Source organism: Sphaerisporangium sp. NBC_01403, assembly GCF_045040145.1.
GTDB classification, from domain to species: Bacteria; Actinomycetota; Actinomycetes; order Streptosporangiales; family Streptosporangiaceae; genus Sphaerisporangium; species Sphaerisporangium viridialbum.
In genome coordinates, this window is record NZ_CP109534.1 from 1,936,241 (window position 1) to 1,960,694 (window position 24,454).

The 24,454-nt window shown below is 68.2% G+C and carries 17 protein-coding genes; 13 read left to right on the plus strand and 4 right to left on the minus strand.

The window, feature by feature from the left end:
- Positions 1 to 135: 135 nt before the first annotated feature.
- A complete protein-coding gene (gene mltG, locus OG589_RS08365) occupies positions 136 to 1,302 on the plus strand; it encodes an endolytic transglycosylase MltG (RefSeq protein ID WP_405147643.1) in 1,167 nt (388 codons plus the stop codon).
- On the plus strand, positions 1,302 to 2,132 hold the full coding sequence (locus OG589_RS08370; RefSeq protein ID WP_405147645.1) for a shikimate dehydrogenase: 831 nt from the start codon (positions 1,302 to 1,304) through the stop codon (positions 2,130 to 2,132). Before mltG ends, OG589_RS08370 begins: the two co-directional genes overlap by 1 nt.
- Positions 2,133 to 2,259: 127 nt before the next feature.
- On the opposite strand, the gene OG589_RS08375 is transcribed toward OG589_RS08370, so the two are convergent.
- Entirely contained in the window at positions 2,260 to 2,508 is a 249-nt protein-coding gene (locus OG589_RS08375; RefSeq protein ID WP_405147647.1) for a type II toxin-antitoxin system Phd/YefM family antitoxin, read from the minus strand.
- 374 nt (positions 2,509 to 2,882) lie between these two features.
- Between OG589_RS08375 and infC the strand changes: the two genes are divergently transcribed.
- The 7 genes from infC to OG589_RS08410 all read left to right on the plus strand — a co-directional run bounded on the left by infC (position 2,883) and on the right by OG589_RS08410 (position 10,351).
- Positions 2,883 to 3,512, plus strand: a complete 630-nt coding sequence (gene infC, locus OG589_RS08380) for a translation initiation factor IF-3 (protein WP_405151983.1) — start codon at positions 2,883 to 2,885, stop codon at positions 3,510 to 3,512.
- Between the two features lie 135 nt (positions 3,513 to 3,647).
- Positions 3,648 to 3,842, plus strand: a complete 195-nt coding sequence (gene rpmI / locus OG589_RS08385; RefSeq protein ID WP_358560134.1) for a 50S ribosomal protein L35 — start codon at positions 3,648 to 3,650, stop codon at positions 3,840 to 3,842.
- 24 nt (positions 3,843 to 3,866) lie between these two features.
- Positions 3,867 to 4,250: a 50S ribosomal protein L20 gene (gene rplT / locus OG589_RS08390; protein ID WP_405147649.1), complete on the plus strand. Its 384-nt coding sequence runs from the start codon at positions 3,867 to 3,869 to the stop codon at positions 4,248 to 4,250.
- 126 nt (positions 4,251 to 4,376) lie between these two features.
- Positions 4,377 to 5,180: a TrmH family RNA methyltransferase gene (locus OG589_RS08395; protein WP_405147651.1), complete on the plus strand. Its 804-nt coding sequence runs from the start codon at positions 4,377 to 4,379 to the stop codon at positions 5,178 to 5,180.
- A 141-nt stretch (positions 5,181 to 5,321) separates the two neighbouring features.
- Positions 5,322 to 6,404, plus strand: coding sequence for an ATP-binding protein (locus tag OG589_RS08400; protein ID WP_405147652.1), 1,083 nt, complete (start codon positions 5,322 to 5,324; stop codon positions 6,402 to 6,404).
- Between the two features lie 354 nt (positions 6,405 to 6,758).
- Positions 6,759 to 7,799 carry a phenylalanine--tRNA ligase subunit alpha gene (pheS, locus tag OG589_RS08405; RefSeq protein ID WP_405151984.1) on the plus strand — a complete coding sequence of 347 codons (1,041 nt, stop codon included), beginning with the start codon at positions 6,759 to 6,761 and terminating at the stop codon, positions 7,797 to 7,799.
- Positions 7,799 to 10,351 carry a phenylalanine--tRNA ligase subunit beta gene (locus tag OG589_RS08410; RefSeq protein WP_405147653.1) on the plus strand — a complete coding sequence of 851 codons (2,553 nt, stop codon included), beginning with the start codon at positions 7,799 to 7,801 and terminating at the stop codon, positions 10,349 to 10,351. The genes pheS and OG589_RS08410 overlap by 1 nt, the downstream gene beginning before the upstream one ends.
- 124 nt (positions 10,352 to 10,475) lie before the next feature.
- On the opposite strand, the gene OG589_RS08415 is transcribed toward OG589_RS08410, so the two are convergent.
- Positions 10,476 to 13,664 carry a penicillin acylase family protein gene (locus OG589_RS08415; RefSeq protein ID WP_405147655.1) on the minus strand — a complete coding sequence of 1,063 codons (3,189 nt, stop codon included), beginning with the start codon at positions 13,662 to 13,664 and terminating at the stop codon, positions 10,476 to 10,478.
- A 1,055-nt stretch (positions 13,665 to 14,719) separates the two neighbouring features.
- Positions 14,720 to 17,722, minus strand: coding sequence for a family 20 glycosylhydrolase (locus OG589_RS08420; RefSeq protein ID WP_405147656.1), 3,003 nt, complete (start codon positions 17,720 to 17,722; stop codon positions 14,720 to 14,722).
- Positions 17,723 to 18,756: 1,034 nt separating this feature from the next.
- On the opposite strand from OG589_RS08420, the gene OG589_RS08425 reads away from it, so the two are divergent.
- Entirely contained in the window at positions 18,757 to 18,972 is a 216-nt protein-coding gene (locus tag OG589_RS08425; RefSeq protein WP_405147658.1) for a DUF6461 domain-containing protein, read from the plus strand.
- A 144-nt stretch (positions 18,973 to 19,116) separates the two neighbouring features.
- On the opposite strand, the gene OG589_RS08430 is transcribed toward OG589_RS08425, so the two are convergent.
- Positions 19,117 to 19,314: a hypothetical protein gene (locus tag OG589_RS08430; RefSeq protein WP_405147659.1), complete on the minus strand. Its 198-nt coding sequence runs from the start codon at positions 19,312 to 19,314 to the stop codon at positions 19,117 to 19,119.
- A 110-nt stretch (positions 19,315 to 19,424) separates the two neighbouring features.
- Between OG589_RS08430 and OG589_RS08435 the strand changes: the two genes are divergently transcribed.
- The 3 genes from OG589_RS08435 to OG589_RS08445 all read left to right on the plus strand — a co-directional run bounded on the left by OG589_RS08435 (position 19,425) and on the right by OG589_RS08445 (position 24,382).
- The gene (locus OG589_RS08435) at positions 19,425 to 20,942 is read left to right on the plus strand and encodes a recombinase family protein (RefSeq protein ID WP_405147660.1); all 1,518 of its coding nucleotides are present in this window, start codon (positions 19,425 to 19,427) and stop codon (positions 20,940 to 20,942) included.
- A gap of 708 nt (positions 20,943 to 21,650) precedes the next feature.
- Positions 21,651 to 23,057 (plus strand): replication initiator, encoded by a 1,407-nt coding sequence (locus tag OG589_RS08440; RefSeq protein ID WP_405147662.1) that lies wholly within the window; start codon positions 21,651 to 21,653, stop codon positions 23,055 to 23,057.
- A gap of 155 nt (positions 23,058 to 23,212) precedes the next feature.
- On the plus strand, positions 23,213 to 24,382 hold the full coding sequence (locus OG589_RS08445) for a helix-turn-helix domain-containing protein (protein ID WP_405147664.1): 1,170 nt from the start codon (positions 23,213 to 23,215) through the stop codon (positions 24,380 to 24,382).
- Positions 24,383 to 24,454: the final 72 nt, after the last annotated feature.

The window sequence follows — 24,454 nt, forward strand, 5'->3', positions numbered from 1 at the left end:
CCCCCGTACGCGCCCGGTCACCCGGGCCGGCGCGGCCCCGGGCGTGGGGACGACGGCTTGTCTGGTATGTCTCACCGATTCGGGGCACTCGCTTGACGACGGGCCGGTCCTACCGGGAGATTGGCGAGCGCACCTATGAACGATCTGGACCTCGATAGTCTGCTGGGTGCCGAGGACGACGAAGGTCCCCGGCGCCGATCTCGTGCTTCCTCCAGAACGGCACGCAGCCGCAGCCGGCGCCGTCAGCGCCGCCAGCGCCGCAAGGGCTTCGTGGCCTTCTTCGTCGCGATGATCATCATCGTCGGCGTCCTCGGCGTCGGCGGTTACTACGGCTACAACTGGATCCGCGGCGTCGCGATCCCCAAGGACTTCACCGGGCAGGGCTCCGGCGAGGTGCTCGTTGAGATCAAGGATGGGCAGAGCGCCACCGAGGTGGCCCAGACCCTCGTCGAGCAGGGCGTCGTGGCCAGTGAGCGCGCCTTCGTCAACGCCATCGGCGCCGCAGGCAAGAGCGCCTCGCTCCAGCCGGGGGAGTACAAGCTGCGCAAGGGCATGGCCGCCAGCAACGCCGTCCCCCTGCTCGACCCCAAACGCCGGCTGCAGACCACCCTCACCGTGAGGGAGGGGCTGCGGCTCTCGCAGATCCTTGAGCAGCTGTCGACCGCCACGGGCAAGCCGGTGGCCGAGTTCCGCAAGGCCGCCAAGGACGCCAAGGCGCTCGACCTCCCGTCCTACGCCAAGGGCAGGCTGGAGGGCTTCGCCTTCCCCGCCACCTACGAGGTCTCGCCCAAGTCGAGCCCCGACGAGGTCCTCGCCGCGATGGTGGCGCGCTACAAGCGCGCGGCCGACGACGCCGGCCTCGTGGCGGGCGCCAGGCGGGTGGGCCGCACACCGCTGGAGATCATGACGATCGCCAGCATCGTGCAGGCCGAGTCGGGCAGCGTGCGCGACATGCCCAAGGTCGCGCGGGTCATCTACAACCGGCTGAACCGCTCGCCGCAGATGATGCTCCAGATGGACAGCACGGTCATGTACGGGCTGAACAAGTTCGGCATCGCGGCCACCCACGAGGAGATCAAGAGCAAGTCGCCGTACAACACCTATGCGCGCCTCGGCCTGCCGCCCGGCCCGATCGGGAACCCCGGCGACCACGCCATCGAGGCCGCGCTGAAGCCCGCCGACGGCACCTGGCTGTTCTTCGTGACCACCGACCCGAAAAAGGGCATCACCAAGTTCACCGACTCCGAGGCGGAGTTCTTCAAGCTGGCCGAGGAGTTCAACCAGAACCACGGGACGGGCTGATGGAGCGGCGTGCCGCCGTGCTCGGATCGCCCATCGCGCACTCCCTCTCGCCGTGCCTGCACCGGGCCGCGTACGACGCCCTCGGGCTGCGCGGCTGGCGGTACGACGCGATCGAGTGCGACGAGCGGGGCCTGGCCGGGCTGCTGTCCGGCATGGGCCCCGAGTGGGCGGGCCTGTCGCTGACCATGCCGCTCAAGCGGGCCGTGCTGCCCCTGCTGGACACCGTCTCCGACCTCGCCGTCGAGGTCGGAGGGGTGAACACCGTGGTGTTCCGCGACGGCGGGCGGCACGGTGAGAACACCGACGTCCACGGCATCGTCCAGGCGCTCACCGAGTCGGGGGCGGCGGCTCCCCGGGCGGCGACGATCCTCGGCGGCGGCGCCACGGCGGGCGCCTCGCTCGCCGCGCTCCGCGAGCTCGGCCTCTCGTCGGCGACGCTGGTGGCCCGCGACCCGTCGCGGGCCAGGGAGACGGCCGAGGTGGCCGAGCGGCTCGGCATGGCCCTGACCGTGCAGACCTTCGACAAGCTCGACACCGCGCTCGACGTGGACCTGGTCGTCTCGACGCTGCCCGCCGGAGCGGCGGACTCCTACGCTGAGGCGCTCACCGCGGTTCCCGCCGTGTTCGACGTGGTCTACGCTCCCTGGCCGACGCCGCTGGCACGGGCCGTGCGCGCCGCGGGCGGCACGGTGGTCGGCGGGTTCGCCATGCTGCTCCACCAGGCCGTACGCCAGGTGGAGCTGTACACGGGCCGGGGGGAGGTCCCGGTGGAGATCGTGCGAGCGGCCGGCGAGGCCGAGATCATCAGACGAGCGGCTCGAACGGATTGACCACCCGCACCCCGGTGCCGGTAGAGCGAGGGGCCGTGCACGGACTCCACCCATTCCATGACCTGCGTATCAGGCTCACGCTTCCGTGTCTCGGAGACCACGTTCGTGTCGAGGAGGTAGCCGGTGGTCACCGGCCGAGCTCGACTTCACGAGGGAATTCCCTGGGTGGGAGTTCCAGCTTGTCCCACGGAGGGGATGAGCGGAGGAACTCCTTGAAGTCGGGGGCGCCGTGCCGCAGGCGCCGGTATTCGGCGATGTCGATGATGACGGCGACCTCCTCACCGTGGCGGGTCACCACCTGCGGGCCCTCGTCGTGAGCCTGGCGGATCACCTCGCTGAGGCGCTGCTTCGCCTCCTGCAACTGCCATTGACCCATATAGACCTCCGTCTAGTCTGTCTAGATTCGCGCGACGATCCTACCAATCCATCGCTATCCGTGGCCGGTGAATCACAGATCGTAAGGTGGTTGGGGGACTATTCGGTGGGCACTCGGTGTTGTGGTAATGTTGCTGCTTGATCGGTCCGGCATGGCTGCTGGACGCGCAAGCGGAGGTCTTCCTCCCACCTGTTCGGCCGAAGGGTCGGCGGGTCAAGGATCACTACCGGACTCCTCCGGGGAGCTCGTGGTCATATGATCACCGAGCTCGGTGGCCCCGCATGCGCGACGTGTGGGGCTTTTCGCATTCACGCGGAAGCTCCCATCACGGTCAAGCACCGACGCGGATAAATGCCAGGTACCTAGGAGGTCCCATCAGCACTGAGCCCCGCATCAACGAGCGTATTCGCGTGCCAGAGGTCCGCCTCGTGGGCCCGAACGGCGAGCAGGTCGGCATCGTCTCCATCGGCGATGCGCTGAAGCTGGCCCAAGAGTCCGATCTCGACCTGGTCGAGGTCGCGGCGACGGCTCGTCCGCCCGTGTGCAAGCTCATGGACTACGGCAAGTTCAAGTACGAGTCCGCCATGAAGGCACGTGAGGCGCGCCGTAACCAGGCGCACACGATCATCAAGGAGATCAAGCTCCGGCCGAAGATCGACCCGCATGACTACGAGACCAAGAAGGGTCACGTCGTGCGGTTCCTCAAGGCGGGGGACAAGGTCAAGGTCACGATCATGTTCCGCGGACGTGAGCAGTCCCGTCCCGAACTGGGCTTCCGGCTCCTGCAGAGGCTGGCGGAGGACGTCACGGAGCTCGGCTTCGTCGAGTCCCAGCCCAAGCAGGACGGCCGAAACATGATCATGGTGATCGGGCCGCACAAGAAGAAGGCCGAGGCCAAGGCCGAGCGCGCCGCGGCTCGCGCCAGAACCTCCGGCGATCCGGCGGAGGGCGAGGACATGAGCCTCGACCACGACATGGCGTCGGCATCGGAGCCGCAGGAGTGACCCGCCCCGCCTGACAGCTCGGCGGGATGCGAGAAGACACCGAGACCGGGTCAGGGAGTGCGGTCGGGCACGCTCCTGACTGGGGTACCTTGACCCGGGATATCGGCACGGACGAATGAGGGAGAGACGGCTGACATGCCGAAGATGAAGACGCACAGCGGTGCGAAGAAGCGGTTCCGCCTCAGCGGGAGCGGCAAGATCATTCGCCGTCGTGCGAACCGTGCCCACTACAACGAGCACAAGGCGTCCACGCGGACGCGCCGTCTCGCGCCTGAGGTCGTCATGTCCGATGCCGACACCAAGAAGATCAAGAAGCTGCTCGGCAAGTAACCGAACCCCCGGGGAGATAGAACAATGGCACGCGTAAAGCGGGCGCTCAACGCCAAGAAGAAGCGCCGCGTCGTCCTCGAGCGGGCGAGTGGTTACCGGGGTCAGCGGTCGCGGTTGTACCGCAAGGCCAAGGAGCAGATGCTCCACTCACTGACCTACGCCTACCGTGATCGCAAGGACAAGAAGGGCGCCTTCCGGCGCCTTTGGATCCAGCGCATCAACGCCGCGGCACGCGCGAACGGCATCACGTACAACCGGTTCATCCAGGGCCTCAAGGCCGCCGGTGTCGAGGTGGACCGCAAGATCCTCGCCGATCTCGCGGTCAACGACACCCAGACCTTCGCGTCTCTGGCCGAGACCGCGAGGAAGGCCCTGCCGTCCGACGTCAACGCGCCGGTCGCGAGCTGAGCCCACGCACGACCCAGTGAACGACTCGTTCTGTATCGGAGCGGGTCGTTCACTGTTTTCCGGCATTTCCACCGTGGCGGGTCTCACGCGCGCCGTCGCGGTTCAGGGGTTTCACCAGGGGGATACGTGGCCGGGTCCGAGCTGACCAATATCAGATCTCCGCGGGTCAAGGCCGCGAAGCGCCTGACCAAGCGGGCCTTCAGGGACCGCGACCGCTCGTTCCTCGCCGAGGGCCCGCAGGCCGTGAGGGAGGCGCTCGCCCTCCCCGGCGTCGCCGTCGAGCTGTTCACCACCGCGGACGCCGAGATCAGGCACGCCGACATCGTGGGCGCCGCCCGGCAGGCAGGGGTGCCCGTGCACTCCGCGAGCGGTGAGGTCATGGCGGAGCTCGCCCAGACCGTCACCCCGCAGGGGCTGCTCGCGGTCTGCCGCTTCGTGCACGTCCCCCTGTCCGAGGGCGTCGCCGAGGGCGCCGGCCTTGTCGCCGTGCTGGCCCACGTGCGCGACCCAGGCAACGCGGGCACGGTCCTGCGCACGGCGGACGCGGCGGGGGCGGACGCCGTGGTGTTCACCGACGCCTCCGTGGACCCCTACAACGGCAAATGCGTCAGGGCCAGCGCCGGGAGCCTGTTCCACCTCCCCGTCGTCACCTCCGCCCCGGTGGCCGAGACCGTACGCCATCTCAAGGAGCGGGGGCTGCGCGTCCTCGCGGCGGACGGCGCGGGCACCAGGACGCTCGACGACGTCGACCTGACCGGGCCTACGGCGTGGATCTTCGGAAACGAGGCCTGGGGGCTGCCGGAGGAGATCCTCGCGCTGGCCGACGAGGTCGTCCGGGTGCCCATCTACGGGCGCGCCGAGAGCCTCAACCTGGCGACGGCCGCCGCGGTCTGCCTTTATGCCTCGGCGCGGGCCCAGCGCTCCGCGTAGGCCCTCTGGCAGCCGTACAGGGCCCCTTTGTCCTACGTGGACCTATTCCTGCCCGGCGGGACCGTCCCACGCGGAGAGTAGGGCTGCCTTCCGGTACGGGAAACCCGCTATTGTCGGCCCTGTAGGGTCGAGGAGGCGATAGTGCGCGGCGGACAAACCCACCGACGGGGCGCCGATGCCGCATGTTCGATCGAGGTCGACGATCTGCCCGACGGCGTCATCGTGGCCGACGAGCGCGGCAGGGTGGTCGCCCTCAATCGCGCCGCGTCCCGCCTCACGGGAGCGGGCCCGCACGCGGTCGTCGGGAAGCTGTTCCCCGACGTCCTGCCCTTCCGGGACAACGACGGCCGTGACTGGTGGAAGTGGCTCGACGCCTACGGCGGCCTGCGCACCCGCAGCCGCCAGCCCGAGTGCTCGCTCTACCTGCCCGGCGGCCAGGAGCTACTGGTGGCCGCCCGCTTCGTGCGCAGGCCCGAGCGCGGCGGCGACGTCGTCCGCGTGGTGGTCACCCTGCGCGACGCGGCGGCGCGCGCCAGGCTGGAGCGCAGCCGGGCCGACCTGGTCTCCACCGTGGCCCACGAGCTCCGCTCCCCGCTCACCAGCGTAAAGGGGTTCACCGCCACCCTGCTCGCCAAGTGGGGCCGCTTCACCGACGACCAGAAGCGCGTGATGCTGGAGACCGTCAACGCCGACGCCGACAGGGTCACCCGGCTCATCACCGAGCTGCTCGACGTGTCGCGCATCGAGTCGGGCCGCCTGCAGATCCACCGCCAGGTTGTCGACATTCCCGGCCGGGCGCGTAAGATCATCGCGGGTCGGGTGGCCGCGGGCGAGCCGGAGGACCGCTTCGTGCTGGAAACGCCCGGTGATCTACCTGAGATGTGGCTCGATCAGGACAAGATCGACCAGATCCTCGGAAACTTGCTGGAAAACGCGGTGCGCCACGGACGAGGTACCGTGACCATAGTGGTAGAGCCTGTTGAGTGGGGAGTTGCCGTGTCCGTGCGTGACCAGGGCGAGGGTGTCGCACCCGAGCTGGCCTCGCGCGTCTTCCGGCAGTTCTGGCGCGGCAATGGGCGGCGCCGCGGCGGCACCGGTCTCGGCCTGTTCATCGTCAAGGGTCTCGTCGAGGCCCACGGCGGCACGATCATCGTGCAGCGGGCGCCCGGCGGCGGCGCCGAGTTCCGATTTACCATGCCCGCCGGCACTCCCGACTTCGCCTGACGCGTCGCCCGGGACGGCCGGTGGGCCTCACCACGCCGGCATCCGCCGGCCCGGCCGCGTCGCGTACGGACGCTCGACCGCGGGAGGTCATCACGGTTTCCCGCCTTCGTCCGGTACGCGATCACGGGAGCCGCGACGGCTTCCCGCCCGCGTCCCGCATGTGATCGAAACGGCTTCGATCACATCCGGCGACGGCGCGCGGGAGGTTGTCCACAGCCCTTCGCCCCCGGCCGGTTCGCCACTCTGGACGGACTAGACTCGTGCCCGCTCAAGCCCTGGATACGGAGCTCTCTCTTGTCGAACACCTATGACCCGGTCGAGGTGACGCCGTTGCACGCCGACGAGGTGGCGCGCATGGAGGCGGAAGCCGTGGCCGCCATCGACGCGGCCGCCGACCTCGACGAACTCAAGCAAGTGCGGCTGGCGCACTCCGGCGACCGGTCCCCGATCGCGCTGGCCAACCGCGAGATCGGCGCGCTGCCGCCCCAGGCCCGTTCCGAGGCGGGCAAGCGCATCGGCGGGGCTCGCAAGGCCATCGGCGAGGCCCTCGCTGCCCGGCAGGCCGTGCTCACGGCCGAGCGCGACGAGCGCGTCCTGGTCGAGGAGGCCGTCGACGTCACCCTGCCCTGGGACCGCGCGCCAAGGGGGGCGAGGCACCCGCTGACGACGCTGCAGGAGCGCATCGCCGACGCGTTCGTCGCCATGGGCTACGAGGTGGCCGAGGGGCCCGAGCTGGAGGGCGAGTGGTTCAACTTCGACGCCCTCAACATCGCGCCCGACCACCCTGCCCGCTCCGAGCACGACACGTTCTTCGTGGAGTCGGTCGACTCCGGCCTGGTCCTGCGCACGCAGACCTCCCCGGTGCAGATCCGCGCGCTGCTCTCGCGCGAGCTCCCGGTGTACGTCATCTCGCCCGGCAAGACCTTCCGCACCGACGAGCTCGACGCCACCCACACCCCGGTGTTCCACCAGATCGAGGGACTGGCGGTCGACGAGGGGCTGACGATGGCCCATCTGAAGGGCACACTCGACCGGTTCGCCGAGGTCATGTTCGGCGAGGGCATCAAGACCCGGTTCCGGCCCAACTACTTCCCGTTCACCGAGCCGTCGGCCGAGATGGATCTCCGGTGCTTCGTCTGCCGGGGCGCTTCGGCCGTCCCGGGCAACCCGCCCTGCCGCACCTGCAAGTCCGAGGGCTGGATCGAGTGGGGCGGCTGTGGCATGGTCAACCCCCGCGTGCTGGTGGCCTGCGGCGTCGACCCCGAGCGCTACAGCGGGTTCGCCTTCGGCATGGGCGTCGAGCGGACCTTGATGTTCCGCCACAACGCCGAGGACATGCGAGACATGGTCGAGGGAGACGTGCGCTTCACGCTCCCCTTCGGTATGGAGGTCTGATGAAGTTCCCGCTCTCCTGGCTGCGGGAGTACGTCGACCTGCCCGCCGTCACCGCCCACGAGGTCGCCGACAAGCTCACCGCGGCCGGCCTCAAGCTGGAGTCCATCGAGTCCGTCGGCGACGACATCAAGAACGTCGTCGTCGGCGAGGTGCTCTCCATCGAGGAGCTCACCGGCTTCAAGAAGCCCATCCGCTACTGCTCGGTCGAGGTCGGCGAGGCCGCGCCCCGCTGGGTGATCTGCGGCGCCACCAACTTCGCGGTCGGCGACCGCGTGGCGGTGGCGCTCCCGGGGGCCGTGCTGCCCGGCGGGTTCGAGGTCGGGTCCCGCAAGACCTACGGCCACGTGTCCGACGGCATGATCTGCTCGGCGCGCGAGCTCGGCATCGGCGAGGACCACAGCGGCATCCTGATCCTGCCCGCCGACACCCATCTCGGCGCCGACGTGGTCGAGCTGCTGGGCCTGCGCGACGACGTCATCGAGCTGGAGATCACCCCCGACCGGGGGTACGCCCTGTCGATCCGGGGCATCGCCCGCGAGACCGCCACCGCCTTCGGCGTGCCCTGGCGCGACCCGGCCGACGTCGAGCCGCCCACTTTCACCGAGGAGGCCCACCCGGCGTCGATCGCCGACCCCTCGGCGTGCGACCGGTTCGTGCTGCGCTCGGTCTCCGGGTTCGACCCCTCCGCCGAAACGCCCATGTGGATGCAGGTCCGCCTGGCGCGCGCGGGCATGCGGCCGGTCTCGCTGGCCGTCGACGTCACCAACTACCTGATGATCGAGCTGGGCCAGCCGCTGCACGCCTTCGACCGGTCCAGGCTGAGCGGTCCCGTCGTGGTCCGCAGGGCCGAGCCGGGCGAGACGCTGGAGACCCTCGACCACGTCGTGCGCAAGCTCGACCCCGAGGACATCCTGATCACCGACTCCTCGGGCGCGATCTCGATGGCCGGCACGATGGGCGGGCTGGAGACCGAGATCTCCGACGCCTCGACCGACCTGGTCATCGAGGCGGCCCACTTCTCGGCCACCGGCACGGCCCGCATGTCACGCCGTCACAACCTGGTGAGCGAGGCGTCGCGCCGCTTCGAGCGCGGCGTCGACCGCGAGCTGCCCCTGTACGCCTCCTGGCGCGCGGTGCAGCTGCTGGTCGCGTTCGGCGGCGGCACCGCGGACGCCGGGGTCACCCACGCCTTCGTCGACGTCGAACCCGCCACGATCACCATTCCGGCCGACCACCCCGACCGGGTGGCGGGCATCGCCTACGGGCGCGACACGGTCGTCCACCGCCTGGAGCAGGTCGGATGCACGGTGGTCGCCGAAAGCGCGGTCGCCGGGCACGATGGCGCCGAGGCGCCCTCGGCCGTCCCGGCCGATGTCCTCGAAAGTCCGGGCAGGCCCGATCCGGCCGAGCTGCTCACGGTGACGCCGCCCTCGTGGCGTCCCGACCTGACCGATCCCAACGACCTCGCCGAGGAGGTCATCCGGCTCGAAGGGTACGAGTGGCTCCCGTCGGTGCTGCCCGCCGCTCCCGCGGGGGCGGGCCTCACCGAGGCCCAGCGGCTGCGCCGCCGCGTCGGCCGCGCGATGGCCGCCGCCGGCTACGTCGAGACGCTCGCCTACCCGTTCATAGGGGTGCGCGACCTCGACGGCCTCCAGCTGCCCGCCGATGACGCGCGGCGCCGGGCCGTACGCCTGGCCAACCCGATCAGCGAGGACGAGCCGCTGATGCGCACCACGCTGCTGCCGGGGCTGCTCAAGACCCTGGTGCGCAACGTCGGCCGGGGGTTCGGCGACCTGGCCCTGTTCGAGTCCGGTCTGGTCTACCGTCCCGAGCCGGGCGCCCCGGCGAAGGCGCCGGTGCTCGGCGTCGACCGCCGGCCCACCGACGACGAGCTGGCCACCATCGCGGCCGCCATTCCCCGGCAGCCGCTTCGGCTGGCCGTCGTGCTGTCCGGCGAGCACGACCGGTCCGGCTGGTGGGGCGCGGGCCGCCCGGCGAGCTGGGCCGACGCCGTCGAGGCGGCGCGCGTGGTCGCACGGGAGGCCGGCGTCGAGATCACCGTCAGCGCCGACCGGCACGAGCCGTGGCACCCGGGCCGGTGCGCGGCGCTGCACGTGGGGGAGACGCTGCTCGGCCACGCCGGTGAGCTGCACCCGCGCGTCATCGAGGCGTACGGCCTGCCGGCCCGCACCTGCGCGATGGAGCTGGAGCTCAGCGTCCTCGAATCCGCTCTGCCCGGCGCGGCGCAGGCCCAGCCGGTCTCGGCGTACCCCGTCGCCACGCAGGATGTCGCGCTCGTCGTCCCGGCCGGGGTCCCGGTCGCCGAGGTCGAGGCGGCCCTGCGCGAGGGGGCGGGCGCGCTGCTGGAGTCGATCCGGCTGTTCGACGTCTACACCGGATCCCAGGTGGGCGAGGGCAAGAAGTCCTTGGCGTACAGCCTGCGCTTCCGCGCCCCCGACCGCACGCTGATCGTGGAGGAGACCACCGCGGCCCGCGACGCGGCCGTGGCCCTGGCCGCCGAGCGCACGGGCGCCCACCTGCGCAGCGCCTAGCACGCCCCGCCGGCGCCGACTTTGCCCGGCGCCGGTGGGGACGGGCCCAATGGCGGTGGATCACTCCAGTCAGGAGTGGCCGAATGGCGGTGGATCACTCCACCGCCATTCTTCTTTCACCCCACTACTTGGAGTACACCTCCATCTCGTACAGGGAGTAGCCGTACGAGGTGCCACGTGTCACGCCCTGCATGCGGACATAGCGGGCGGTCGTGGGGCTGAAGGTCACGTTGTCCACGCCGCCGTTCCCGGTGGTGGTGGAGTAGACCGTGGTCCAGGTCGAGCCGTTGGCGGAGGTCTGGATCGAGTACGCCGCGCCGTAGGCGGCCTCCCAGCGCAGCACCGTCCGGGCCACGGTCTTGGCGGAGCCGAGATCCACCTGGAGATACTGGTTGTCGCTGGACGCGCTCGCCCAGCGGGTCGTCGGGTCGCCGTCGATCGCCCTGCTCGCCGGGTAGGGCGGGAGGATCTGCATGCTGGACGCGCTCGCGGACCCTCCGGTCGCGAGGTTGGTGATCGGGTCGCCCCGGTGGGCGGGGAAGGACACGGCCTGCTGGTAGGTCGGCCGGTTCTGCCAGGAGATCAGCGACTGCTTGACCCCGCCCAGCGGTGAGTGCTGGATGGCGTCCGCGCACCACTGGTCGCCCGCCGAGCACACGTCGTCCGCCGGGTAGGTGGTCGTCGCGGGTTCTGCGAGCGCCGCCGACAGGCTGTTCAGCAGCACCGTGCGGCAGTCGGCCACGGTCCCGTTCCCGCAGTACTTCTGGGCCAGCGGACCGGCGACCGGGTCGCCCAGCACCGAGCGGATGTCCTTGCTCACATAACCCCACCAGCCGTACTGGAACGCCGAGCCCTTGTGCGCCTGGGCCTCGTTCGCCGAGCCGGGCAGGCTGGAGAGGTCTCCCTGCTGGTGGCCGGACGGGGATTCGTTGATCTGCAGGGTGTTGACCAGCGACTGGTACAGGCCGTCGCCCAGCCCGGGCTTGAACTCCGCCTGGACGAGCTTCGGCCACCACGCGTCGAACGCGCGGATGGCGTCGGCGTCCGCGTACGTCTTGCTGCCCGGCGAGGTCTCCAGGCGCCTGGCCCCGCCCGAGGCCCACGCGGACAGCTTGGACACCGCCGAGGCGAGCGCCGGGTCGGTCACGGCCGCGCTGTTGATCACCCGGAGCAGGTGCGGCAGCACCTCCTTGCCGCGCAGGTCGGTCGTCGCGGCCTCTGCCATGATCTTGACGGTGCCGGCCCGGTCGAGCTTGCCCGACCCCGCCAGGGCCGCCTTGACCGGCGCGTCCAGCAGGTCGACCCGGTGGACCGGCCCGAAGCTGAAGTTGCTGTCCGCGGCGCCGTAGTCCTTGGCCTGCTTGTTGTTCCAGCTGACCAGGTAGTCCTGGTTGGACGTCTGCGGGTGGGTCGCGGGAGCCGTGTAGGTCGCGGAGTTGGTGGCCGGGTCGTACCCCGCCCATTCGTGGGCGGCGTCGGCCGTCATCGGGAGGTTCGGGTCGGAGACCGCCGACCTGACCGGGCTGTTGCCCGACATGAAGTACGCCGCGTCGGAGGAGTTCACGTAGAACCAGTTGAACGCGAAGCCGATGGTGGAGGCGGAGTTCCTGAACGCCGCGGCGTCACCCATCTGGGCCGGGTCGTTGAACATCTGGAACCCGACCGCCGAGTCGGCCTCGTGCTGGTAGGTCGAGCGCAGAGCCGTGAAGGCGGTGGGCTGCCCGTTGACGGTGCCGCGCCAGGTCACCAGGCCGTACTTCGTGCGCTTCATCACCAGGTCGTACGAACCGGCGGTGGTGCCGTCGGCGACGGTGGGCTTCCACGAGTTGGTCTTCTTCAGCGTCTCCATCGCGGTGCAGGTGCCGTGGTACATGTAGTAGTTCGACGCCGAGGTCACCGTGCCGCCGCCCGGGTCGCACAGTTGCAGCGCGTAGGTGTCGGTGATGTCCTGGCCCGACGAGGTGGCGCTCCAGGCGTAGTCCGTGCCCCGTCCGAGCAGCACGTAGAGGTTGAGCCCGGCGAAGGCCGCCCCGCGTGCCCGGATGCCGGGTCCCGACAGCTCCTCCAGCATGAGCAGCTGCGGGGCGAAGTAGCCGGTCTGGGGGCCGAAGACGGCCACCGGATGCCCGGACTTCGACTTGGCGGCCGACACCACCACGGCGTTGGACATGCTCGGCTTGGAGTTGTCCACGAGCAGCCCGTCCAGCACGCCCTTGGCGGACGAGGTGGAGGTGGTGGCCGATCCCGACTCGTTCTCGGTGATGTCCACCGGCGCCGTCGTCGCCGCGTCGGGCAGGACGACCCCGGTGGCGCCTCCGGGCGCGTTCCCCGAGGGGAAGCTCTGGCCGTTGTGCAGGGTCAGCGTGGCCTCGGGGTCGTTCTGCGACCGGAAGGCCGCCCAGACCTGGTCGCCGGTCGTCGTGCCGTACTTGGCCCGGGCCGCGACGCGCGCGAGCGCGGACTGCATCTCCGCGCCGCCGCCTCCGCCGAACAGCCCGCCGATCACTCCGGACACCGCGATCAGGTCGGTCATGGTGAAGCCCTGCGGCCCGCCCGCGTTGGTGATCGCGTCGAGGTGGCCGGTGAGGACGTACTCGCCGGGACAGTTGCGGTTGGCCATGCAGTAGTCGATGTAGGCGTTGATGCCGCTCACGTAGTTCTGCACGTCGGTGTAGAGCTGTGCGCCGCGGGCGCTTGAGTCCCTGAGCCGGTTGATCTGCGCCTGCAGGTCCGCCTCGGTGTAGGGGGAGTTCCGCCAGACGCTCTGCTCGAGCGCGCGGTTGCCGGGCGCGCCGCCGGCGAACGGCGTCAGCTCGCCACGGCCGACGTGCCGCATCAGGTCCATCAGCCACAGGCGGTCCTGCGCGCCCGCGTACCCGGCGCCGAACATCGTGCCTTCCCGGGTCGTCCCGGTGACGTGCGGCACGCCGGTGGCCTTGTCGCGGACGATCGTCACGTCCGACCTGGGGCTCGTGGTGCTCTCGACCTGCCCGGCCGGCACGCCGAACGAGCTGTCGTTGAAGAACGTGGTGATCTGGTCGTCGGTCAGCCCGGTGTATCCCGAGATGAGGCCGGCGTACTTGCCCAGCTGGTCGTTGCTGTGCCGTGGCATCGTGCCCAGCGACTGGTTGGCCAGGATCTCGACCAGGGTCGCGTTGCCGTTCTGGCCCGGCGGCAACACGTCCGCGCACTCGCCGAGGCAGTAGTCGTCGGCGGTGTAAGTGGCGGCCGATGCGGGCACGACGGGGGATGCCAGCGCGAGGATCACCAGCGCGGAGGCCGCGGTGATCGTCCGCCGGAGACGTGCGTGCATGTAGAGAACCCCCAAAACATGAGGCGTACTCGGATGTTGGGAGGACCATACGCTCGCACCAACACCGGATCAATGGCCGATGTGATAATCACCCGCCCCAGAAATGACTTCCGGTCACAACGCGAGTCACAAAAACCCACCCTGACGTGCACCACCACAGCCCCCCGGAACGAAGGGGTGCGAGAAAAGTGCAGCTGGGGTAGCTCGTCGTGTTGCGAAGCCTGGGGCGGTCCGCTGGCTGATCGAGCACGGCTTCGACCCGTGGCCCGAGGTCGCCGTGCTGAGATCCCGGCTGTGAGGCTGCACGAGCCCGACGGCTACGAGTGCCGTTCTGGCGCATCGAGCGGGCCATCTCCTGAAGCGCGTCGTCTTCCGGACCGACGAGGTCATGGTCCTCGAAGATCCCGGGCCGCCGGTCGGCGACATCGGAAGCCGACGCACGACTCGAGTCGAAGATGCGCCTCAGCTGAGGACCAGCAACTGCCTCGAATAGACCCAGGATGAAAAGCCTCAAGGCATCAGTGGACGTCGATAGACGGTCTCGAACTGGCTACGGATCAGAAGGTTGGGGGTTCGAGTCCTCCCGGCCGCGCAGCAGCTGAAAGGGCCTCTGGGATCATCCCGGAGGCCCTTTTCGGTCTCCGTACAGCAGTGTTGTACAGCAACGCGGCCTCACACGGATGATCATCTGTGGACCATCATGCGTCGGGGCTGGAAGCGTTCACAGGAGCGAGCGACGGACGCTCCGCGACCCGCACCAGGCGATCTTGGCCGAGGACGACCATCTGCTCCGGCTCTGCGCCGTCTGACGACCTCCCCCGAACGGCCGGGGTCTCGCCTACCTTCTGGTCCCGCGGCCGGTGCGACTACCGGGATGTCGCTCGCCGTCGACGGCGGCATGTCGGGCCTGCGGCTACCCCGTATCTGAACGGCTGCCTGCGACTGTCCGTGCCTGACCGGTCACGGCGGCCCTCCCCTTCTCACGAATACGGGAGGGCCGCCGTGACCAGCGTTCACCTACCGGGCTTAACGCCTCGGCTGATCATTTCGTCCAACTACAGCCCGGCGCACTGCCCCGACTTCGGGCCGGACGCGGTATTGGGCTGGCCGGCGTTGCTCGGCGCAGGGGAGTTCCCCGCGCACGACAGTGGCCCGCCAATGTGGTTACCAGCGACAATCGTCGTCGCCGTGTTGTTCTGCAGGACGAGCGGGCCACTAACCGTCGAGCCGTCGATCGTCACCTGACCCGTCGTGCCGGTGACCGTCACCGGGCCCTTGATCGTCGCCGGCGCGCAGTTCCCCTTGTGGTTGCCGAGCCAGACCCGCGCCCCACCGGTCAGGGTGGCCGGCCCGGACACTGTGGTGCCGCACAGCAGAATGTCGACGGCCCCGGACGCCGTCAGCGGTCCGCGTACTTCGGACCCGGACGCGTAAAGCCCGGCACCTGTACGCACGGTCACGGGTCCGGTGATCGTCGCGTCATCGAGGCACGTGACACCCGAGGAGACGGTCAATGGGCCAGAGTGGGGCCCGGTGATCGTCTTCGTGCAGGACGGGACGCCGGTCGCTGTGAACGGCACGACCCAGGTCTTGTCCTGATAACTGTAGGTGACGGTTCCTTGGTACACCTGGTCCGCCGGATAGGTATGGCTCCCGCTGACCGACATCAGGCTTCGACCCTGCCGTTGGCTCGCCACGTAATCGCGTCCCGCGATGCTGGCCGGCTCCGTCGGGGATCCGTCGCCCCAATCGATCACGGCCGCGAATTCACCGGGCGGAATCGAGCCAGCGGTCATACGCGCCAGGGGCGCATCGCTCAGGGTCTTGTCCACGCCGAAACGGGCGACCGTCCCCATCGCCGCCGTGCCCCAGGTGACCTGGGATATGGTGCCGAAGTTCACGTTCGCGAACGCCCACCGGGGTCCGGCCACGCTGAGCCGCTGCCGATACGCGTCGTAGTCCTGGGTGAGCACTTTGGGAGACCAGGCCTTTTCGAGGATTCCGGCCAGCCGCGGGAAGACCATGTACTCGTTCGTGGCCAGCCCACGCATCTGCTCGCCCCAGATGGGCGCCTCGATACCGAGGATGTCCTCCGCCTTCGGCCCGCCGTAGGCGGGTTGAGCCCAGACCGATCGGTACTTCTCGTACACCCATTCCGGGTCCCACGAGTAGGACTGGAGCAGTTCCGTCCGCGGCGTCCTGCCGGGGGAACCGTCATATCCGAAGTCGAGATAGGCGTTGTATTCCGGGGTCACGATGACGTCCCGGCCTTGGTTGAACCACTCAGGCTTGATGAGAGCGGGCCCACCGCCGGTGTAGTCGGACCAGTAATGGTTGATGGAGGTGGAACCCGGTGCGTACCCTTCCAGCGCTGGGTTCCAGCCCATCATCCGCTTGCCGTTGTCGTTGACGATGATCTCCATCTGCCGGATCCACCACTTGTAGTCCTCGTGGGGCATCTCGATGGCCTCGTCACCGCCGATGTGGATGATGGGTGCGGGAGAAATCGCGGCAAGCTGCGCGATCGCGTCTCTCCAGAACGCGAGGGCGCGCGCACTGGCCGGGTCATTCGGATTGGTGCAGAACCTGTCGGTCTGGGTCTGGCCTTGGCAACCCATGACCGCGCGGCCGCCCAGGGCTGTGACCGCCGCCGTGGCATGGGCCGGGCCCTCCAGTTCGGGGACGATCTCGATGAACCGATCGGCCGCGTACTTGACCAAGCCCTTGAAGTCCTCTTGCGTGTAGAAACCCGCGAGGCAGGCCGCTCCGTTGCACCCGGTGCCGTCCAGTGCCGGGTAGCCCTTGATCTCAAGGCGCCAGGACTGGCCGTCGCTGAGGTGCAGGTGCAGTTGGTCGCCCTTCAACGCCGCCAGTTGGTCGATCATGGACCTTACTTCGGCCACCGTCAGGAAGTTACGGGCAGGGTCGAGTTGGAGACCTCGATGCTCATAACGTGGGTAGTCCACGACCGTTGTGGGCTGTGCCGTCCATGGCCCCACGCCGATGGAAGGCGAGTAGCTCGCCGCCGGCAACAACTGCCGAAGGGTCTGAAAGCCGTTGAACAGGCCGCGCGCGTTCGGGGCCACGACGTTTACGCCCGCACTCGACACCGTGAGGGAGTAGCCTTCGGCCGCCGCGACCTCGTTGCCCTGGGGAAGGCCGGGCACCGGCGCGAGGGTGAGGGCGATGTCGGCGGCGGTGGCAGAACCTGTCACCACGGGGAGTTCGTACCCGGTAGCGGGCCGCAGGTTGCCCGCAAGAACCTCAGCCGTGGCGGCGAGGCCGCTGTCGGAGACCACGATCCGGGATTTGGCCGTGAGCTCCCACGGCTGACCGGTGCCGGGCGTCTGCTGCACCGGCACGGGAATGATTTGACCCACGACCGGCGCCGGCTTGGGGCCGGACCACACCTCGAACTCGTTGATCGTGTATCCGGTTGTGGAATTCGTGGCCAGGGCCTGCATCCGGACGCAGGAGATCGGGTCCTTGCGGTCGATCACCTGCGAATCCTTGTCGCTCGGATTCACTACATGGGCGACCGTCGACCACGTCTGACAGTCGGCGTCCGTGGCGACCTGTAGGTCGTACCCCGTCGGCTTGGCCGGCGCCGTCCAGCGGCTGAACACCTCGTAGACCGGGGCGGGCTCGGCCAGCTTGACCTGGAACCAGTCCTGAGTCGGGTCATAGCCATTCCCGACCGACGCATAGTTCGAGGTCCAACCGTTGTGGACGAAAACGTCGATGGCGTTGGCGGGCGCGTACGTCGCGGCGGGCGAGGTCATGCGTTGAGACTTGGCGGAGGCGACCACACCCGGCAGGAGGGCGAGATTGACGCTCTCGGCCGTGGTGCTTATCGAAACCGGGAGGGGGACGATCTGGGGTGATGCCGGCGAGGTCGACGCCGTGCCGGCCTGTGCGGCGTTCGCCATGACACCGGTGAGGGATGTGGCGAGGAGCGCACCGATTGTCAAAGCAGAGACCGCGCGGGCCCGAGGCCGTCGACTTGCGCCACGGTCCCTTCTCTGCTCGCGCTTCGCCGATAGGAACGAGATCTTCACGTCACTCCTTAGATCGGGGTACCGCATACCTCCAGCACGGGCCGCGTTCGGGCATTGGTTGGACATGTCCGGCGAACCCGCTCGACGCTGCAGCGTCCGTGCAGCTTCCTGATGTGGTGGTGGGGGAGTTCACGCGGCCAGGAGACCGACCGTCCCGGTGATCTTCTTGCTCATCTCGATTAGGGCCTTGCTATTGGGGGGTGACTGGTCTATACCGGTTGGCGGCCTTGGGTGGCGGATAGATCCCTTATGTAGGGGTCTCAGGCTGTCAGGGTAAACAGAAGTTAAAGTTTTGGTCCATACCGCCATGTATCGGATTCGCAACAAGGGTGGCTGTTGCCACAGCCGGTCTATACCGGGGCGGGCGACGTCGACGGCATCTCGGGAGTGAGTCGGAACTCGATGGGCGGGGGCCGTCGACCGGGGGAGATCAGACGCGGCAAACCCGATGGACACCATCGGTTCAGGTCGGTCCGGACAAGGAGAACGGCCGCCTTGCCGACCTCCGCCGGTTCCCTGAGTGGCCGCCTGCTGCGATGGCCGCGCGAGATCGCGCCACGAAGCGATCACTCAGTCGCTCGTTCACTTGCTGTAGTGGGCCCGCCCGCCTGAGGACACTCCTTGGAAGCCGGGTACGCCGCGTGCAACGGCTTGCGTTGGACCGCACCCTTGTGAATCTGGACGAAGCCTTCCAGGTGCGGACCGCGGAGTTCGCCGACGAGCACGGTCTGGACCGTGAGGCGGTCGACTGGTTGATCGCGCTGGATCGAGCCGGCTACCCGCATCGTGAGGGGAAGGGCAGGTGCCTCCGTACGGTCTGGACCTTGTGCCAGGAATCGGCCTGGCTGGTGATGATGGCGGCGTTCGCAGTGGCGAGGAACAATCGGTCATGCTCGCTCGGTTCGCGAGATCCCAAAGATCCTCAGCTCCCTGAGGCTGCCCGTTGGCTCCATCGAGGTCCACGACCATGAAGCTGAAATACCAGACCGTGACTGTGTCTAGGCGGCGTTCAATCAGGCTGGGCATCGACGTCCTTGGGGTTATGGCGCGCCACAGAGTGCGCAAGGTCGATCCCAGAACATAGGGAGATCCGGACGAACTCGCAGAGACCATGGAGCGGATCGGCTCCGCCGACCCCCCACGAAGGGCCGTCGTTCCTCCTGGCCGAGCGCCTCACCGGGATCACGATAACGCCGCAGCTGCTGGAGGGGTCCACCTACCTGTGCGGAGGCGTTCCCAAACCGAGGTGAGCAGAACCCACCGTCCGCGGACCCCCGCGGGTTGGCCGCGGACGGTGGATCACTTCGCTGCAAGCTCCTGCGGGCTCCACGGAGGCACTGTTCTGTTCAAAGTTCAGTTCTGGCTTGAGGGCCGCTAGCTTCGATGTCGCGCGGTCAGGTGGTCACGGCCGCCTCGCGGCGGGCTCGTTCGGCCAGGGCGTGTTCGTCGGTGCGGGCGTCGTAGGCGCGGAACTTGGGCAGTACGGCCGCCATGGCGGCGACCGCGCCCATGCACAGCAGGCCGCCGATGCCCAGGGAGAAGCGGGCGCCGCCCGCCTGGGCCAGGAACCCGGCCCGGGCGTCGCCGAGCATGGGGCCGGTGGAGTAGGACAGCAGTTCGATGCCGGCCAGCCGGCCGCGGTACTCGTCGGGGATGGTCTGGTTCCTGAAGGTAGTCTCAAGGGTATTCAGGGAGGCAAACCATGGCGGAGCGATCGACCTCGGTGCCGGTGGTGTCGTACGCGCGGATCTCGGCTGACACCAAGCGGGATGGGCACGGCGTCAAGGATCAACACAAGGTCAACCGTGAGACGGCTGCCCGGCACGGCTGGACGGTCGTCCACGAGTTCACCGACAACGACAAGTCGGCCGCGCGTCTCGACGTCGTGCGGGACGACTTCGAGAACATGCTGACGGCGCTCGTGGCAGGCAAGCTGCCGGACGGGACGGCGATCCGCGGGGTGGTTGTCGTCGCTGACGACCGCTTGGCACGACGCCCGGGCGACTACGAGCGCTTCCTTGATGCGTTCACGCACAACGAGGGCTTCGTCTTCGCTGACGCCAAACAGGACATCGACCTCTACAACGAGGACGCGGAGACCATGGGGCTCATCGGCGTCGTCTTCTCCAAGAAGGAAGTACGCAAGATCGCCCGGCGTACCCGGCAGGGCCACCGTAGGCGCGCGGAGCAAGGTATCCCGGTGGGCGGTCATAGGCCGTTCGGCTGGCAGCACGACCGGATCACACTTGATCCAGTCGAAGCGGAGCTGATCCGTACGGCGGCGCAACAGTTCATCGCCGGCCGGTCCCTCGGCTCCATCGCGAACGAGTGGCAGCGCAACGGCGTGCTCACGCCGCGCGGCAACCAGTGGATCACCAAGACCATCAAGAGGATGTTCCTCAACGCGCGCAACTGCGGATGGCGTGAGCTACACGGAGAGCTGGTCCGCGACGGCAACGGTGATCCCGTCGTCGGTGCGTGGGAACCGATCCTGACCACTGACGAATGGATGGCCGTCCGGGCACTGATCGATACGCGTAAGGGTAAGCAGCTCGACAATAACGGAACCGTCGTCGGTATCTTGCCGCAGGATTTCCGGGATCACCGTTACCTGCTGACCGGGGTTCTGCGGTGCGGGCGTCCCAAAGAGGGCGGCGGCATCTGCAACAAGCTGCTCCGCGTCAAGACCTATGCCGGGAAAAAGCCATGGGGGTACGTCTGCGAGTCTCCGAGCGCGGGCGGCTGCTCGGGCGTCGGCCGGCGGGGAGACCTGGTGGACTTCTTCATCTCGGAACTGGTGATTCGGAAGATGGAGGAGGCGCAGTTCGCCGAAGCGCAGGAGAACGGAGAATGGCCCAACGAGCAGGAGTTCGCAAAGGCGCAAGAACGGCTGGAGGAAATGACCCGGCATTGGGAGGAGGGGAAGGTGTCGAACGACCACTACTTCCGCATGCTGCCGAGGCTGGAGAAGAACGTGAACCGATTGCGTGCCGAGGAGGCGAGGTTCCGGGCCTCCGCGGAACGTCGCCAGAGCCGCGCCAGGATCGACGTAGCCGAGATCCAGCGGCGCTGGTACCTGCCTGAGGACGAAGGCGGCATGCCGCTGTCCCAGAAGCGGACTCACATCCGCGAGGCACTGCACGCGGTGATCGTGCATCCGAGCGGCCGGGGGAACAAGCCGTTCAACCCCGACCTGCTTGAGCCCATCTGGCGCGAGTGAGGCCGAGACGTCTTGAGACGTCCTACGGTCATCGGGGGCCATCACCCTTACCCGGAGGTGATGGCCCCTTTACCTTGGCCCCAACAGTGCCGTACACCACCGGACGTCTACGGACGTGTCCGGACGCAAAGAGACGACTAGGGACGCCACTGTCCTAGGAACCGCGAACTGTCCCGAATCGCTGGCACATGGTAGTTGTAGGTAAGTCAGTCGCCACCGACCACGAATGACAGGAACAGCGAGAACTCGACTCTCGACACGTACAGGCGCGAATAAACTACCGGGAATACTGACGAAAACTAACAGGTCGCCGTTCCGCTGGATGTGCCCGGCCCAGCGGTAGGCCGGACATCCGGCACGCCGACCGCCTATAAGAACGTCGCGCACATCATTCAAACACTCCATATTTCTCTCGCTGAAAGCACTATCGCCGCACGATGCCTTTGACTTCGGCATGGCTGGCGATGGTGCTTTCCCCTTCTTTCGCCTCGGTGGCTCCCTACGGCGAAAGGAGTCACCGCTGGTACCCGAAGAAATGGGACCGTATGCCGCGCTTGCTGAGGAGTGGTGCAAGCGCAAGTTGGACGAGTCGCCTCATTGGTCGCCTGAGAAGTGGCGGCGGTTCGCCACCATTCACGGTGTCGAGTACGTCAGTGACGCCCCCGGCACCGCCTCCGTACCTCCGGCCGAGAGCGGGAGGGACGCCGCGTGAACGAGGTCCCCTCCTTCTCTCCTGAGATCTTCGCTGCTGCGCAACGCGCGTCCATGCCTGACTTCGCCCGGTGGCAGGAGATGGTCCGCGCTACGGGCGGCTGTGCCGAGCCGATCCGGCTTCAAGGGCATCGGGTGACCTTCGATGCCGGGTTGGGGGTCCTGGACGTCTACCGGACGGCTGACGAACCGACCGGCTATCTGCTGACGGCGTGCGGCAACCGCCGGGCGTCTCGGTGCCCCGCGTGTGCCGACGTGTACCGGGACGACACCTACCACCTGATCCTCTCCGGCCTGCGGGGCGGCAAGGGCGTGCCTGAGGAGGTGAGCGCGCACCCTCGGGTGTTCGCCACCTTCACCGCTCCATCGTTCGGTGCGGTCCATGCTCGACGCGAGAGGGACGGCAAGACGCTGCCGTGCCGTCCCCGACGGGACAAGCCTCTGTGCGAGCACGGCAGGCCGGAGGGTTGCGGAGTACGGCACGACGAGGGAGACCCCCAGATCGGCCAGCCCATGTGCGTCGACTGTTACGACTACCGGGGCGCGGTGCTGTGGAACGCTCACGCGGGCGAACTGTGGCGGCGCTTCACTCAAGCACTCCCGGCCACCTTCGCCCGACATCTCGGCGTCTCGCGGGCCGCACTACGGCGTCGGCTTCGGCTGTCCTACGCGAAGGTCGCGGAGTATCAGGCGCGCGGCCTGGTCCACTTTCACGCCGTGATTCGCCTGGATGGGCCGGACGGTCCCTCCGATCACCCGCCGGACTGGGCGACCGTGCCCATGCTCGCGGCGGCCATCCAAGAGACGGCGGTGAGGGTGGCCGTCCCCGTGCCGGAAGACGCTCCCGCGTTCGTCGCCCGATGGGGTGAACAACTCGACGTAGAGCCCATCTACGTCGCCACCGCTCTGGAGGGCCTGGCGGATCAGCGGGTGGCGTCGTACATCGCCAAGTATGCGACCAAGGGGGCCGAATCCGCGGGGACCGTCGATCGCCCTATCCGGCAGATGCGGGACGTGGCTTTCCTGGACGTCACCGGGCATGTCCGGCGCATGATCTACACCTGCTTCGTCCTCAACGATCAGCCCGAATGCCGGCTGATCCCACTCCGCCAGTGGGCCCACATGCTGGGCTACCGGGGGCACTTCTCCACCAAGAGCCGCCACTACTCGACCACGCTCGGCACGCTGCGCCAGGTGCGCGCGGATCATCAGGCCGAACAGTCTCGGCAACGGCGGGGCCTGCCCGATCCGGGCGATCGTCAGACGGTCACGGTGGGGGAGTGGCGCTACGCCGGAAGCGGCTACCGGCACGGCGAACGCTTCTGGGCCGAACTGGCTCGGCAACGTATCGCTACAGCTCGCCGCATCACGCGGGAACAGGCTCGCGAGAGTCCCCCCGGCTGACGCGGTCTGACCCCGTGCGGAGTGATGCGGCCGGCGGAATGACCGAAGGTCACCCGAAGGGCGAGCGCGCTGAGCGAGTTCGGCCGGCGGCACCACGGCGGTTACGGCTTGCGTATCCACTGCTCGGGAAATCCGTTCCGGCCTAGCATGATTTCATGGCCACGATAGGTGAGCGGGTCGTCAACCTTCGGAAGCGGCGTGGCATGAGCCAAGCGGAGCTTGCCTCGGTCTCTGGGGTGTCCGCCTCCCTTATCCGGAAGCTTGAGCAGGGGTCCCGCTCAGACGTGAGGTTGGAGACTGCCCGCAAGATAGCCGCAGCGCTCCGCGTGCCCACCACAGCGATCATTACCGACCATGTCGGCGATCAAGCGGATGCGGAGACCGTTGACCACTGGGGAGCGGTCCGTCGCGCGTTGCATGGTCTTGGCGATCACTCCGACGAACCGCCGACCGTGGAGGGTATTCGCACGGCGTTGGACGCGTCGATGCCGCTGTGGAAGGGCGACAAGTACGCGGAGTTGGCCACGACCCTCCCCAAGCTGCTGGCGGACACTGACACGCTCGTGGGCGCCGATCGGTCACAGCGGTTCGTGCGTGCTCGCCTGCTTCACCTAACGGGCTGGCTCCTCACGCAAACCCGGCAGTTCGAAGCGGCGGAGCTTGCCCTGCTGCGTGGTCTCGACGACGCGGACGACCTCCTTGAAGCGGCGGCGATCGTCAGTACACGGTGTTGGCTGCTCCTGCGGCAGGGACGGCTTGAGCAGGCCCGGCAGTTGGCGATCAAGTGGGCGGACGACGTCGAGCCCCGTATCTCGCGTGCGACACCTCAAGATTTGTCGGCCTGGGGGTGGTTACTCCTGCGCTCATCGGCGGCTGCCGTACGGGACAACCGGCCTGGCGAGGCTGAGGACGCCATCAGGCTCGCGCGTACGGCTGCCGTTGCCATGAGCCGTGACCTCTCTCCGGGGGACGACTTCCTCCGCACCTTCGGCCCGATCACCGTGGCGATGAAGCGGGCAGAGAACGCCATGGTGGAAGATCGTCCGGACCTCGTCCTGCGCATGTCTCAGGCCATCCCCACCAACGAACTTGCCCCCACCTCCAACAACCGTAATCGGCATCTCCTCGATGTGGCGGATGCTCATCGCCGGTCACGTCAGTACGGTGAGGCATTCGATGTCCTGCGCCGGATCAGACAGGACTCTCCAGAGTGGATCGTCAACCAGGGCTACGCGAAAGACATCCTCAAGGGAATCTTTGCCCGTAGACGCACCCTTACCGGCGATATGCGCGATCTGGCAGATTTCGTCCGTCTGGACTACTGACTAGTGACACGAGATGTGTCACTTCGCTTTTCGATCGCCGCAGAGTGATACAAAGTCGATCTAGCCGTATGG

Coding starts and splice junctions, on each gene's coding strand:
- mltG (WP_405147643.1), top strand. CDS start 136: ATGAACGATCTGGACCTCGATAGTCTGCTGGGTGCCGAGGACGACGAA.
- OG589_RS08370 (WP_405147645.1), top strand. CDS start 1,302: ATGGAGCGGCGTGCCGCCGTGCTCGGATCGCCCATCGCGCACTCCCTC.
- OG589_RS08375 (WP_405147647.1), bottom strand. CDS start 2,508: ATGGGTCAATGGCAGTTGCAGGAGGCGAAGCAGCGCCTCAGCGAGGTG.
- rpmI (WP_358560134.1), top strand. CDS start 3,648: ATGCCGAAGATGAAGACGCACAGCGGTGCGAAGAAGCGGTTCCGCCTC.
- rplT (WP_405147649.1), top strand. CDS start 3,867: ATGGCACGCGTAAAGCGGGCGCTCAACGCCAAGAAGAAGCGCCGCGTC.
- pheS (WP_405151984.1), top strand. CDS start 6,759: ATGGAGGCGGAAGCCGTGGCCGCCATCGACGCGGCCGCCGACCTCGAC.
- OG589_RS08410 (WP_405147653.1), top strand. CDS start 7,799: ATGAAGTTCCCGCTCTCCTGGCTGCGGGAGTACGTCGACCTGCCCGCC.
- OG589_RS08415 (WP_405147655.1), bottom strand. CDS start 13,664: ATGCACGCACGTCTCCGGCGGACGATCACCGCGGCCTCCGCGCTGGTG.
- OG589_RS08430 (WP_405147659.1), bottom strand. CDS start 19,314: ATGCTCGGCGACGCCCGGGCCGGGTTCCTGGCCCAGGCGGGCGGCGCC.
- OG589_RS08435 (WP_405147660.1), top strand. CDS start 19,425: ATGGCGGAGCGATCGACCTCGGTGCCGGTGGTGTCGTACGCGCGGATC.
- OG589_RS08445 (WP_405147664.1), top strand. CDS start 23,213: ATGGCCACGATAGGTGAGCGGGTCGTCAACCTTCGGAAGCGGCGTGGC.